The sequence below is a fragment of the Salinadaptatus halalkaliphilus genome (genome assembly GCF_006543045.1).
In the GTDB taxonomy this organism is placed as follows: Archaea; Halobacteriota; Halobacteria; order Halobacteriales; family Natrialbaceae; genus Salinadaptatus; species Salinadaptatus halalkaliphilus.
Genome location: NZ_RBZW01000058.1, coordinates 274211 through 286454 on the forward strand (window position 1 = coordinate 274211; position 12244 = coordinate 286454).

The 12244-nt window shown below is 62.6% G+C and carries 15 protein-coding genes; 9 read left to right on the forward strand and 6 right to left on the reverse strand.

The features are described 5' to 3' along the window. Positions 1-8: 8 nt before the first annotated feature. The gene (locus tag D8Y22_RS17840) at positions 9-962 is read right to left on the reverse strand and encodes a fumarylacetoacetate hydrolase family protein (protein WP_141466040.1); all 954 of its coding nucleotides are present in this window, start codon (positions 960-962) and stop codon (positions 9-11) included. Continuing rightward, complete coding sequence (locus tag D8Y22_RS17845; protein ID WP_246084490.1) at positions 959-1768, reverse strand: cyclase family protein; 810 nt, start codon at positions 1766-1768, stop codon at positions 959-961. Before D8Y22_RS17845 ends, D8Y22_RS17840 begins: the two co-directional genes overlap by 4 nt. A 151-nt stretch (positions 1769-1919) precedes the next feature. On the opposite strand from D8Y22_RS17845, the gene D8Y22_RS17850 reads away from it, so the two are divergent. Both D8Y22_RS17850 and D8Y22_RS17855 read left to right on the forward strand, forming a co-directional pair. Beyond that, a complete protein-coding gene (locus D8Y22_RS17850) occupies positions 1920-3638 on the forward strand; it encodes a glutamate--tRNA ligase (protein WP_141466041.1) in 1719 nt (572 codons plus the stop codon). A gap of 188 nt (positions 3639-3826) precedes the next feature. Then, the gene (locus tag D8Y22_RS17855) at positions 3827-4558 is read left to right on the forward strand and encodes a competence/damage-inducible protein A (RefSeq protein ID WP_141466042.1); all 732 of its coding nucleotides are present in this window, start codon (positions 3827-3829) and stop codon (positions 4556-4558) included. Between the two features lie 70 nt (positions 4559-4628). Here the strand turns inward: D8Y22_RS17855 and D8Y22_RS17860 are convergent, their stop codons facing one another. Beyond that, positions 4629-5612 (reverse strand): zinc ribbon domain-containing protein, encoded by a 984-nt coding sequence (locus D8Y22_RS17860; protein ID WP_141466043.1) that lies wholly within the window; start codon positions 5610-5612, stop codon positions 4629-4631. A 129-nt stretch (positions 5613-5741) separates the two neighbouring features. Further along, complete coding sequence (locus D8Y22_RS17865; protein ID WP_141466044.1) at positions 5742-6443, reverse strand: MBL fold metallo-hydrolase; 702 nt, start codon at positions 6441-6443, stop codon at positions 5742-5744. A 227-nt stretch (positions 6444-6670) separates the two neighbouring features. On the opposite strand from D8Y22_RS17865, the gene D8Y22_RS17870 reads away from it, so the two are divergent. The 3 genes from D8Y22_RS17870 to D8Y22_RS17880 all read left to right on the forward strand — a co-directional run bounded on the left by D8Y22_RS17870 (position 6671) and on the right by D8Y22_RS17880 (position 8380). Continuing rightward, a complete protein-coding gene (locus D8Y22_RS17870; RefSeq protein WP_141466045.1) occupies positions 6671-7648 on the forward strand; it encodes a transcription initiation factor IIB in 978 nt (325 codons plus the stop codon). Between the two features lie 76 nt (positions 7649-7724). Beyond that, positions 7725-7904, forward strand: coding sequence for a DUF7836 family putative zinc-binding protein (locus D8Y22_RS17875; protein ID WP_141466046.1), 180 nt, complete (start codon positions 7725-7727; stop codon positions 7902-7904). A 239-nt stretch (positions 7905-8143) separates the two neighbouring features. Then, positions 8144-8380, forward strand: coding sequence for a UPF0058 family protein (locus D8Y22_RS17880; protein WP_141466047.1), 237 nt, complete (start codon positions 8144-8146; stop codon positions 8378-8380). A gap of 104 nt (positions 8381-8484) precedes the next feature. On the opposite strand, the gene D8Y22_RS17885 is transcribed toward D8Y22_RS17880, so the two are convergent. After that, positions 8485-8958, reverse strand: coding sequence for a DUF555 domain-containing protein (locus D8Y22_RS17885; RefSeq protein WP_141466048.1), 474 nt, complete (start codon positions 8956-8958; stop codon positions 8485-8487). A 144-nt stretch (positions 8959-9102) separates the two neighbouring features. Here D8Y22_RS17885 and D8Y22_RS17890 point away from each other — a divergent pair, with 144 nt between their 5' ends. Together D8Y22_RS17890 and D8Y22_RS22520 are read left to right on the forward strand one after the other, a co-directional pair. Continuing rightward, on the forward strand, positions 9103-9996 hold the full coding sequence (locus D8Y22_RS17890) for a DNA-3-methyladenine glycosylase family protein (RefSeq protein ID WP_141466049.1): 894 nt from the start codon (positions 9103-9105) through the stop codon (positions 9994-9996). Positions 9997-10068: 72 nt separating this feature from the next. After that, positions 10069-10209 carry a hypothetical protein gene (locus D8Y22_RS22520; protein ID WP_174811905.1) on the forward strand — a complete coding sequence of 47 codons (141 nt, stop codon included), beginning with the start codon at positions 10069-10071 and terminating at the stop codon, positions 10207-10209. Here D8Y22_RS22520 and D8Y22_RS17895 read toward each other — a convergent pair. Next, positions 10206-11426: an RNA-guided endonuclease InsQ/TnpB family protein gene (locus D8Y22_RS17895; RefSeq protein WP_141466050.1), complete on the reverse strand. Its 1221-nt coding sequence runs from the start codon at positions 11424-11426 to the stop codon at positions 10206-10208. The genes D8Y22_RS22520 and D8Y22_RS17895 overlap by 4 nt on opposite strands. 143 nt (positions 11427-11569) lie before the next feature. On the opposite strand from D8Y22_RS17895, the gene D8Y22_RS17900 reads away from it, so the two are divergent. Continuing rightward, positions 11570-11812 carry a DUF3784 domain-containing protein gene (locus D8Y22_RS17900; RefSeq protein WP_141466051.1) on the forward strand — a complete coding sequence of 81 codons (243 nt, stop codon included), beginning with the start codon at positions 11570-11572 and terminating at the stop codon, positions 11810-11812. A 141-nt stretch (positions 11813-11953) separates the two neighbouring features. After that, positions 11954-12235 (forward strand): acylphosphatase, encoded by a 282-nt coding sequence (locus tag D8Y22_RS17905; RefSeq protein ID WP_141466052.1) that lies wholly within the window; start codon positions 11954-11956, stop codon positions 12233-12235. Positions 12236-12244 lie beyond the last annotated feature (9 nt).

Genomic DNA, 12244 nt, shown 5'->3' on the forward strand with positions numbered 1-12244 from the left:
CCAGTTCGTTACTCGTCCGGAGCGACGATTTGGTGCGTTAGCGTCCCGAGCCCCTCGACGTGGAGTTCGATCTCGTCGCCGTAGTCGATCCAGCGATCGAGGTCGTAACCGCAGCAGCCGGCGACGGTGCCGCTCCCGAGGACGTCGCCGGGCCGAACGCCCTCGCTCGCCGAGGCGTGCTCGAGCATATCGCCGAAGGAGTGGTACATGTCGCCGACCTCACTCTGGACCCACTGGTCGCCGTTCACGCGGACGGTCGCCGTCGCGTCCGTCGGATCGAACTCGTCTCCGGCGACGAGATACGGGCCGAGACCGTTGGCGAAGTCCTTCCCTTTCGCCGGCCCGAGCCGGGCCTGCATCTCCCGGGATTGGATCTCTCGAGCAGAAAAATCGTTGAAGATCGTGTAGCCGGCGATGTAGTCGTCGGCCTCGTCGGCCGCAATGTCTTCGCCAGCCCTGCCGACGACGGCGGCGATCTCGAGTTCGAAGTCGGGCCTGTCGTCGTAGGCCGGCCACGCGACCGTTTCGTCGGGATCGACGACGGTGTCCGGATTGCCTTTGTAGGGCGAGGGGAACTCGTACCAGACATCGGCTTTGTCGTCGGCGCCGTGGTCTTCGAACACCGAGAAGTCTCGGATCGAGTTCGGCCGCGGGAGTGGGCTACACAGGTGTGCGTCGGTCGGATCGTACCTGATACGAGCGCCGTCGGGACTGTGTGCGTCCGCCTCGAAGTCTGCTTTCGCGACCGCCCGAGCCGCGTCCAGACACCGCTGTCCGCCGCGGAGGAACTCGAGCATGTTCGGCGGGGCGACGGTCTTGGCGACGGTCTCGGGACGCGCCTCGCCGTCGTCGTCGAGCAGCCTCGCGTAGCCGGCGGTCACGTCGACGTAGTCGTCGTCGACGACGCAGAGTCGTCGGGTCGATCCGAGCGGCGTCTCGACGGCGATCGTTGCGAGTTTCACGCGTCTTCCTCCACGAACGCGACCGGCCGCACCCAGCCGCCGCTGGCGTCTTCGATTGTCACGGGGAAGGCGGTCACCGGCACGCCGGTTCGGCGGGGCAACGCGTCGAGGTTGGCCATCTTCTCGATCTGGCAGTATTCGATGTCGCGACCGGCGAAGTGGGCTGGCCAGAGCTCCGAGTCGTCGTCCGCCTCGGCGAACCGCCTGCCCATCTCGTCGAACGGCTTGTCGAAGCCGTAGGCGTCGGTGCCGATCACCTTGATCCCCTGCTCGACGAGGTATTTCGTCGCTTCGGCGCCCATGCCCGGAAACGCCGTGAGGTATTCCGGCGTTCCCCAGAGCTCGTCGGCACCGGTCTCGATAAATACCAGTTCGCCCGGCGACAGTTCGTGATCGAGGTCCTCGAGTTGCGATCTGACCTCGTCGGCGGAGATCTCGCTTCGGGGCTCCTTCCACGTGAAATCGAGAATCACTGCCTCGCCAGTACACCACTCGAGGGGAATCTCGTCGATCGTCTTGGCCGGTTCACCGTCGACCGTCGGCCCGTAGTGCCAGGGGGCGTCCATGTGGGTGCCGGCGTGGGGGATGAGCGTGAGATCCTCCGACGCCAGGCCGTGTCCGTCCGGAAAGTCCGCAGCCTCGATGTCGTGTCCGAGTTCGCGAAGGTGGGCGGCGAGTCGCGCCGCGCCGTCGTCGTGATCGCGGTACTCGATCTCTGGCGGAAACGGTTCGCTGTCGACGTCCGGTTCCAGCCCGACGCTCAGATCGATGAGCGTCGTCGAGCCATCTGGTGAGAACTGTGTCATCGTGGCCCACATGGTCCCCCACTCACATAACTTCGGTTCCTCGATCGAGACAACCACACCCATCGGACCAACACCGGACCGGTACACCGGTCGATCCCGCCACCGGCCGACATCGCGGGGGTTTTGGTCCGGGCACGAATACCCCTGCCCAATGAACGACGAGTTACGCGAACGGGTCGAGCGCGAGGCCGAGAAGCACGCGCTGCTGAATGCCGTCAAACACGAGAACGACGCCGACGTCGGCGCGATAATGGGGCCGCTGATGGGCGACAATCCCGACTTTCGCGAGCACGGCGACGAGATACCGGGGATCGCCGGCGGCGTCATCGGTCGCGTCAACGACCTCTCCTACGCGGAAAAGCGAAACCGACTCGAGGAGCTGGCCCCCGAGGAACTTGCCGAGATCGAAGCCGAGGACGAGGGTGAGGACCACCCCCTTCCCGACTTGCCGGCCGCCGAGGCGTACGACGAGGTCCGCATGCGTTGTGCGCCCAATCCCAACGGCCCCTGGCACGTCGGCCACGCCCGGATGCCCGCCGTCATCGGCACCTACCGCGACCGCTACGACGGCTGGTTCTGCGTGCGCTTCGACGATACCGATCCCGAGACCAAACGACCCGATCTCGAGGCCTACGACGCGATCCTCGAGGATCTCGACTACCTCGGGTTCGAACCGGACGAGACGTACAAAGCGAGTGACCGCCTCGAGACTTACTACGAGCACGCGCGCGAACTGATCGAACTCGGCGGTGCCTACACCTGCTCCTGTTCGGGCGAAGAGTTCTCGGAGCTGAAGAACAACGGTGAGCCGTGTCCCCACCGCGACAAGGACGTCGAGACCGTCCTTGCGGAGTTCGAGGACATGATCGACGGCGAGTACGACAGCGGCGAGATGGTCCTCCGAGTGAAGACCGACATCGAGCACAAGAACCCCGCGCTGCGGGACTGGGTCGCCTTCCGAATGATCGACACGCCCCATCCCCGCGGGGAGGCTAGCGAGTACCGCTGCTGGCCGATGCTCGATTTCCAGTCCGGCGTCGACGATCACCTGCTCGGCATCACCCACATCATCCGCGGCATCGACCTCCAGGACTCGGCCAAGCGCCAGCGGTTCGTCTACGACTACTTCGACTGGGAGTACCCGGAGGTCGTCCACTGGGGCCACGTCCAGATCGACGCCTACGACGTGAAGATGAGTACGTCCACGATTTCGGAACTGATCGAGCAGGACGAACTCGACGGCTGGGACGATCCGCGCGCGCCGACGCTCAAGAGTCTCCGTCGACGCGGCATCCGCGGCGAGGCCATCGTCGACGCGATGGTCGAACTCGGCACCTCGACCAGCGATGTCGACCTCGCGATGAGTTCGGTCTACGCCGCCAACCGCGACCTGGTCGACGAGGAGACCGACCGACGGTTCCTCGTTCGGGAGGGCAACCAGCTCCCACTGGGTGGCAGTCCACCCGAGGAAGCCAACCCGCCGCTGCACCCCAACCACGAGGATCGCGGCGTCCGCGAGATTCCCGTCGGCGACTCGGTACTGGTCGAGCCCGACGACCTCCCGGGTCGCGAGGATCGCATCTGGCTCAAGGGCCTGGGTTGTTTCCAGTATACGCGTGATGTCCTCCAGTACACCGGCGAGGATATCGACGTGGTCCGCGAGGGAGACGTCGACGTGATCCACTGGGTGCCCGCGAGCGAGAGCGTCCCCGTCTGCATGCGAACGCCCGACGGCGACGTATCCGGCCGCGCCGAACCCGGCGTTGCCGCCCTCGAGGCCGACGAGCTGGTCCAGTTCGAACGCATCGGGTTCGCCAGAATCGATCGCCAGGAGGACGACGAGACGGTCACGTACTATACGCATCCGTAAACGCGTCCTCGTCGATCATCGCTGATACGGTTTGCTGTAACGAATTACCGGTGCAATCACAGGGCGGTCGCGATTGCACCGGCAATGACTTACAGCAGACCGTATGAAACACGCCCTCGTCTATCGTCCCCGAAACAACCCCTCGCCTACCGCACTCCTTTTATCGAACGCGGTCGTTTACACCGTCGATGCAGGTCGCTATTCTCACCGTCGGTGACGAGGTGCTGGCGGGCGACATTACGAACTCGAACGCGACGTGGCTCGCGAGCCAACTCACCGATCGCGGGTCGACGGTCGAACGCATTCTGACCGTCCCGGACGAGCGTCAGCTCATCGCCGACACCGTCGCCGAGTGGGCCGACGACTTCGGCGCGGTCATCGTCACCGGCGGGCTCGGCGGCACCCACGACGACGTGACCGCGGATGCGATCGCCGACGCGTTCGATCGCTCGCTGGTCGTCGACGACACGGTTCGCGATGACGTTCTCGAGACCGTCGCGGAGTATCGCGATCTCGATCCGGACACCGTCACCGAAGCGGACCTCGGGTTCGACGTCGACGCGTGGGCGGCTCTGCCGACGGGTAGTCGCGCACTCATCAACCCGGAGGGGCTCTGTCCCGGCTGCGTCCTCGAGAACGTCTACGCGTTTCCGGGCGTCCCGACCGAGGTCCAGGCCCTGTTCGACCTCGTCGCTGCGGAGTTCGACGGCGATACGGTCTCGGAGACGCTCTATACCCCGCTTCCGGAGGCAGCGGTAGTCGAGACGGTCGCGGAGGCTCGAGCGCGCTTCGACGTGACGGTCGGCAGCTATCCGGACACCGAACGCCAGAATCGGCTGAAAGTGACCGGCACCGACCCGGCGGCCGTCGAGGACGCGGTCGCGTGGCTTGGCGAGCAGATCACGATCGACGATTCGTAGCCCCTGGCCGGGCAGACGGGAGGAACCGCCCCAACGAGTCGATCGGCGGACGCCTCGGGACGGTACCCGATCAGCGGCGGTCGAGGTCGGGCTCCCCATCGGAATCGGACGGCTGTGGCTCGCGAACGGCGTCCCGTCCTCGCCGCCCCGAAGGTCGGCCGGTCTCGAGCGAACCTATCGGATCGACGGGATCGCGTTCGGCGTTCGCGCAGACGCGACAGTAGTGGTTGTGATCGGCGCTCGAGTTCACGGGAATGCCGAACACGCAGTAGTCCGTCCGATAGGTTCGCTCGATGCCGTCCTCGATCGACGATGCACAGGCGGTACAGGGCTCGTCGGGGGAGCGAACGCTTCGCTCGTCGACGGTGCGAACGCGTCCGGTTGCCCTAATCGAGTGGCGGTTCTCGAGGCGGCGCCGAACCGAGGGAAGCAGTGTCGTCCCCACGAGGCCGACGAAGACTGCGATGGCACCGACGAGGAGCATCGCTCCCGTCGAAAGCTGGACCGCGGTTGCGAGGAGTATCGCAGCCGAGAGCCAGCAGACGGCAGCGATAGCCCAGCGAAACAGCAACGACCTCCTCAGAGGGTTCGCCGCCATCCTTTCGTCGGCACTGAGAACCATTCGTTCGGCGTCGTTGCCGTAGCGATAGACGCCGTAGATGACGTTGCCGAGGCCCATTGTCCACCAGGCGGTGATCAGCGCGACGAGCAGGTGGTCGGCGACACTACCGACCGTTCGTCGGACCATGACGACGTGATCGCCGAAGTCGTGCTCGAGGCGCCAGCCGTCTTTCGTCGCCGCGGCGATCCGGTACTCCAGCGGGGGTCGATCGGTCGCCCTCCGTGATCGCACTCGATCGGCCGACGGGCTGTTCGATGTCGGTGCCGTCTTCGACCGAGGACGGTCGTCGAGTGGCCGGCTCGAGTCGACGTTCCACCGGCCGGTCGCCGCGCCACAGTCCGGACAGTAGTTTGCCGCCGGCTCGAGCGCCGTGCCACAGGACGAACAGTATCGCGGATCGACAGAGCCGTTCGGACCACGGTCGCCGTCCATACGGTGGCAGTCGTCGACGGCGACACTAACTCTTTGGAGCGGTCGGATTCGTGTACTGTCTTTCTATCGGTTCTGTAGGGTGTGAACGCACGTTTCTCGTTTAGCTGGGGCGATAAACTGACTCCGGAATCACGAATCGAGGACCACCGGCACGCCCCGGTTCGCGATGTCGACGACGAAGGCGTCCGCGTCGGCGGCGATCGCATCGAACGTCCCATAGTGGACCGGCAGAACCAGATCCGGCGCCAGACGTTCGGCCAGTTCCGCCGCCTCGTGGCGGTCCATCGTGAACGTCCCGCCGATCGGCGGAAAGAAAGCGTCGACCCCGAGCGCTTCGTGGAACGCGAACGCGTCGGTATCGCCGGGCCAAAACGCCGAGACGCCGTCGATCGTTACCCCGAATCCACACCCCTCTCCTTCTGGATGGTGTGGCTGACCATCCTCGTCGACGTGCGGGCCGGCAGGGTCGTTGTACGCCGGCGTCGTGTAGAGATCGAGCGGCCCAAGGATGAACGACTCGTCGGCACGGACGCGCTCGATCTCGTAGGGGAGTGCTTCGGGCTGTTCGTCGGTATGCTCGAGGTCGCGGGCGTCGACCGCTTCGTGGACGACGACGATCGCGTCCTCGTGAGCGACCCGGCGGATCGACTCGGGATCGTAGTGGTGGCCGTGCGAGACGACCACGAGGTCGCCGTCGGCCGGCGCCCCCTCGAGGACATCGTACTGCTCGGGCCCGGGGTCGACGTAGATGACGACACCGGTTCGTCCCGCAAGTCGAATCGTCGCGAGCCCGAACCAGTCGATCGTCACGGCACCGAATTGTACAGTCATAGCAATTCCTTCGCTCGGCGCGGCGGAAAAAGATTCGTCTCTCGACTGGTGCCCGACCTGGATGATTAATCACCATGTAACCGAAACATATATAAAATAATACCGATCCAGTTATAAGCCAGCCGAAACCCTTTTATGTGTTTCGGCCTTACTCTATGTTAGGCGAGGCGTCCGGGTTTCTTCTGGTTACCCCACCCGGGAGCCCCGAGTAACCATCCCGATACACCATGACTAACACAAACATCCGAACCTATACGAACGAACGGGAAGCCGAGGAGACGGACGAGGACGTTCGCTCCGAAGAGCAAGAACACTGTCCCGAATGTGGTGGTCGGCTCGTTTCCGACGCCGAACACGCAGAGACCGTCTGTCAAGACTGTGGGCTGGTCGTCGAGGAAGACGAGATCGATCGCGGCCCCGAGTGGCGCGCATTCGACGCCAGCGAGAAAGACGAAAAGTCCCGCGTCGGTGCCCCGACAACCAACATGATGCACGACCAGGGGCTCTCGACCAACATCGGCTGGCAGGACAAAGACGCCTACGGCAAGTCCCTCTCGAGTCGCCAGCGCCAGAAGATGCAACGGCTGCGTACCTGGAACGAGCGGTTTCGCACGCGTGACTCCAAGGAGCGCAACCTCAAGCAGGCACTCGGCGAGATCGACCGCATGGCGAGCGCGCTCGGCCTCCCGGAGAACGTCCGCGAGACCGCGAGCGTCATCTATCGGCGCGCCCTCGAGGAGGACCTGTTGCCGGGACGGTCGATCGAAGGGGTCGCGACCTCGGCGCTGTACGCCGCGGCCCGCCAGGCCGGGACGCCACGCAGCCTCGACGAGATTTCGGCCGTCTCCCGCGTCGACAAGATGGAGTTGACCCGAACCTATCGCTACATTATCCGAGAGCTAGGTCTCGAGGTCAAACCGGCCGATCCCGAACACTACGTGCCGCGGTTCGTCAGCGACCTCGATCTCTCGGACGAAACCGAGCGCATGGCCCGTGACCTTCTCGAGTCCGCACGCCAGGAAGGCGTCCACAGCGGCAAGTCACCGGTCGGGCTCGCCGCCGCTGGCGTCTACGCCGCTGCGCTGTTGACCAACGAGAAAGTCACCCAGAACGAGGTCAGCGACGTGGCGAATATCTCGGAAGTGACGATCCGCAACCGCTACAAGGAGCTTCTCGAGGCCTCGGATTCGGCCGCGCCCGCATAAGTTCGGATTGGCAGCTCTGCGTTTACGTTGTCGGGGTGCGACAAAGTTTTTGAGCCCTACTGTGCAACACACTACCATGGACGAAACGACTGTCCAACTGTTGTGTCCCGAGTGTGCGAAGAATTGGCAGGTTTCACCCGGCGAACTTCCCGAATCTACCGACCTGTTTCATTGTCCAAACTGTCATGCATCCAGACGAACGGCCGAGTTCATGCGAACCGATCGCGATCTCAAAACGTTGAAACAACTCGGTTGAGAGGGCGGGCGTCTCTCGACTGACCGACGGTGGTTCGTTGTTCGTGCGAGTAACCGGCGGTTGTGGATAGAGTGGGTATCGTCCTCAACCAGTAGGGAACAGTTACAGCGCTTTGTCGCACCGTAGCTTTTGGCTTCAATTAGCAGGGAAAACGGACTGTCACCGGTGACGACATAGGTCGTGTGGTAACGCGACTCAAGATAATAATATAACCCTGCAGTGGGTATAACGGCATGCTTATGAAGAAGCAGGAACTCATCCACCTTCACGGGCTTCTCGCCGAGGTATCGAACCAGTGTTCGGAGTGGGACAACTGTCAGATCGATCTTGAAGCGTACGAAACGCGCGGAATTCGGCCAACATCGATCCATAAATCGAAAACTGATCACAAAGCTGCTGTTTTTGACCTGGCTGGCGGCATTACAACGAATATGCGCGAGGATGAGCAGGAAGCCGTCGCCGCAACTGCTGACTGAGTAGAACGGAGCATCCTTCGGTCGACTCGACACCTGACTGGCGAGACCAATCAGTGTCGATTTGGTCGTTTGTTCGATTAAGTTCGATCAGCAGTAACGAACGACTACTCGACGAGATCTTCGAATTCGGGAAGGATTTCGTCGTCCGCGTCCGGATCGTCGGACGGCGATTCGGTTTCGGATGCTGCTTCGTCTTCGCCGTCGTTTTCCGTCGTTTCGCCATCTTCGCCGTCTTCGTCCTCCTCTTCGATAACCTCGATTTCCGTGACCTCGAGCGGGATGTTCTCGAGACGCTGGCCGATTTCCTTGCGGGCGATTCGGGAGGCGTGTTCCTCGCGTTCGACGTTGAAGACGGTCATCTCCAACTCGAGTGCAACGAGTGCCTCGTCGGCGGCAATAAATGCGGGGGGCAACTCCTCGCCCGACGGCGATGTGCGCTCGCCCATGTTGATCTCGACGTAGTTCAGATCAGGGTTCAACATCTCACCGGTCTTCGAGATAGCGATACGGATCGCCTCGTCTGGCGTTTCGACGTCGAATACCGGCACGGCAGCCTCGACGACAACCCTGCAGTTCATATGCTAACATTGTATGGCCTCCAGTATCAAGGTTCGCCTCGGAGGGCACACTGTGCGAGCGACCGCCCGCAATCGCTTCGAGAGGACGGCAAACGACGGCACGCTTCGAAAGGCCCAAGCCGCCGCTCGCGAACCACCGGACGAATGGAAACCGGCCAGATTCGACTCGACGATCTCTCCGGGGGCTTCGACTGTTATCGAACGCTCGAGAGCGGCCAGACCTATCTCTGGCGCCGGACCGACGGGGGGATGTACCAGCGCGAGCCGGCGCCCGAGACGTGGTACGTGACCGTCGTGGACGGCGACGTGATCCGCGTTCGACCGCGCGAGACCGACGCCGGATCGGTGCTCGAGTGGGAGTCGACGACCGACGCCGACCCGATTGTTCGCCGCCTGCTGTGTCTCGAGGACGATCTCGAGTCGATCGTCGCGGCCGCACCCGACAGTCAGCTGGTAGGCGACGCCTATGACGCCCATCGCGGCATGCGGCTGGTCGACGATCCGCCCTTTGGCTGTCTGATCTCGTTTATCTGTTCGGCCCAGATGCGGGTGAGTCGCATCCACTCGATGGTGTCGACACTCGCCCGCGAATACGGCGAGGAGATAGCTGTCGACGGCACGATCTATCACGCCTTTCCGACCCCCGAACGACTCGCAGGGGCCACCGAAGCCGACCTCCGGGATCTGGGACTGGGCTATCGTGCGCCCTACGTCGTCCGCACGGCCGAGATGGTCGCTCGAGGCGAGGCTCATCCTGCTACTGCGCGGGACCTCGAGTACGAAGCGGCACGCGAGTATCTCACCCAGTTCGTCGGCGTCGGCGAGAAGGTCGCCGACTGCGTCTTGCTGTTTTCGCTCGGGTTCACGCAGGCGGTTCCCCTCGACACCTGGATCAAATCCGCGATCGAAGACTACTACCCCGACTGTGATCGAGGCTCCTACGCCGACACCTCTCGAGCGATTCGCGAACGCTTCGGCGGGGAGTACGCAGGCTACGTCCAGACGTACGTGTTTCATCACTTACGAACCGGTGAGTAAACCGACCGGTAGCCGATCGGTCGTCCCGTCGACGAACCGAACGAATTTGTATTCTCACTGCCAGTACGGTGTATGGGTGTCGGAACTGTAGCCACACTGCTCGTCGTCGCGGCGTTCGTCGGTCTGCTCGGCGTGTTGATCAGGTACGCCGGGGTCACCTACGCCCGCCGTGAACGGCGGGGCTTGTCGGTGGACTCCCGTTCTAACCACTAGACGGTGGTAGGCGTGAAAATGCCGTTCACGTTCAACGTCCCCGACTTGAGGGCAAGGTGACTGGTTGCCCCTCCAGCACCAGACGTGTGCCAGTTCTGGAGTAGTTTCCGGGCGATATTCTTCGCGGCGTTGTAGTCGGCGTGGTACTCGCGGTCGCACTTCAGACAACAAAACTCCTCACCGTCGCGGTTGTCTTCGTGGGTGAAACTACAGTCAACGTGACTGCATCGCTGACTGGTGTACTGCGGGGCGATTTGCTCGACGGCAATCCCGTACTCTGCGGCTTTGTACTCGGTGTACTCTTGGATGCGGCGGAACGCCCACTGCTGGAACTTGCTCGCGTTCGAGATACGTTTGCGGATGTGTTTCAGCTTCTCGAATGCGATGTACGTACAGTCGTGTGCAAGAGCTTCTTGTACCAGTGCTTTCGAGACACGGTGCAGGTAGTCTTCGCTCCAGCGGGCGAATCCGCCACCGAGTGATTTCATCGTCAGGTGGGCCGACCGTGTGCCTGCCTGTTGCATTTGTCCACGCCGTTTTTCGTATTCGCGCCGCTTGTGGTTGAGGTAGTCGGCGTTGCCGATGAACGCGCCAGTTGAAGTGACGGCAAGGTGTCCGTCCACGTTCAAGTCTACGCCGAGAACCGTTCCGTTCTCGGCATCTTCCGGCTTTTTCTCTGTCTCTTTCACGACAGCAATGTGGAGGTAGTAGTCGCCGTCACGGTGATGTAACGTGGCTTCGCGTTTCTCCCACTCCTTGGAGAAGTAGGTGGTCGGTGGCACGTCTTCGTCAGGTAGGACGTACTTGGCTTCGATACGTCCGTCCACAGTCGCAAGCGTGGCGTACTCGTCGTAGTAGGTAATCGCGTTGAGGTTGTAGACGACCGAATCCGACGAGAACCGTGGTTTCGAGGGGGTCTCCCCGTCTTTGCGTTTTTCGGCGCAGGAATCGAGTGCGTCGGCGGCCCGATTCCGTGCGGCACATACAAGGTCTGCGTTCAACTCGTTGGTAGCTTCGCGCACGTCGTCGTATGTCCGGTCGTGTAGCTCGGTTTTCGACGTGACGATGTAGCCGTCTTCGGTGCCGTTCCAGCCGTCGTCTGCGGCCATCTGAGCGGCCTGTTTGAAGCGGTCTATCGTCTGTTGAAGGAGTTGGTGGGCATCGTCGTTTACGTCAAGTTTCACGACGGCGGTACGGCGAAGCTCCACAATTGCCATATGTGTCTGTGTGAGTATAAAAAGTTATTGATATATCGTATCGACCACAGGGGAATCGTCAATTGTGTAGTCGGTGGATTGTCGCACGGAGCTTACGCGATTCCCGCCCGGCGTGAACGCCGGGATTCCCTCGCTGTCAGAAGATGGCGTCGCTGATCGCGGGGTACGACCCCGAGACCGTCACCGACGAAGCGGGATTGACGGCTTTCGTCGGGGCGAACACCCTCTACGTCGCCGGTCTCGTCCTCGCCGTGGCAGTCGTCGAGTACGCGGAACCGTTCTCCCAGACCGCTGCTGACGCCGTTCGGATCGGGTTCGTCGTCGGCGTCCTCGCACTGGCCGCCCGGATGGTCGTCGGCGCCCGTCGGTACGAAGACAGCGGCTGATCAGGCGGGTGTCCCGCCACGAACCCTCGAGGGGGAGGGGGGTCCCTCGCGTGTGTAACTATTGCATGCCGATCGTCTGCCGCGTGGCAGCCAGGCGGCAGACGAGCGGGATTTTTTACCGTCGACGCCGATCCGTCGGGTATGACCGATCGAACCCGCGCACACATCTTCGTCTCCGGTACGGTACAGGGCGTTTACTATCGCGCGAACACCCGAGACACGGCTCGTGAGAAGGGCGTCGACGGCTGGGTCAAAAATCTCGCGGACGGTCGCGTCGAGGCGATTTTCGAAGGACCCGAACCGGCCGTCGAGTCGATGATCGAGTGGTGTCACACCGGCAGTCCTGCGGCCGATGTCAACGACATCGACATCGAGTACGAAACGCCTCAGGCCGAAGACGGATTCGAGATTAGATACGAGTAACCGCCTGTT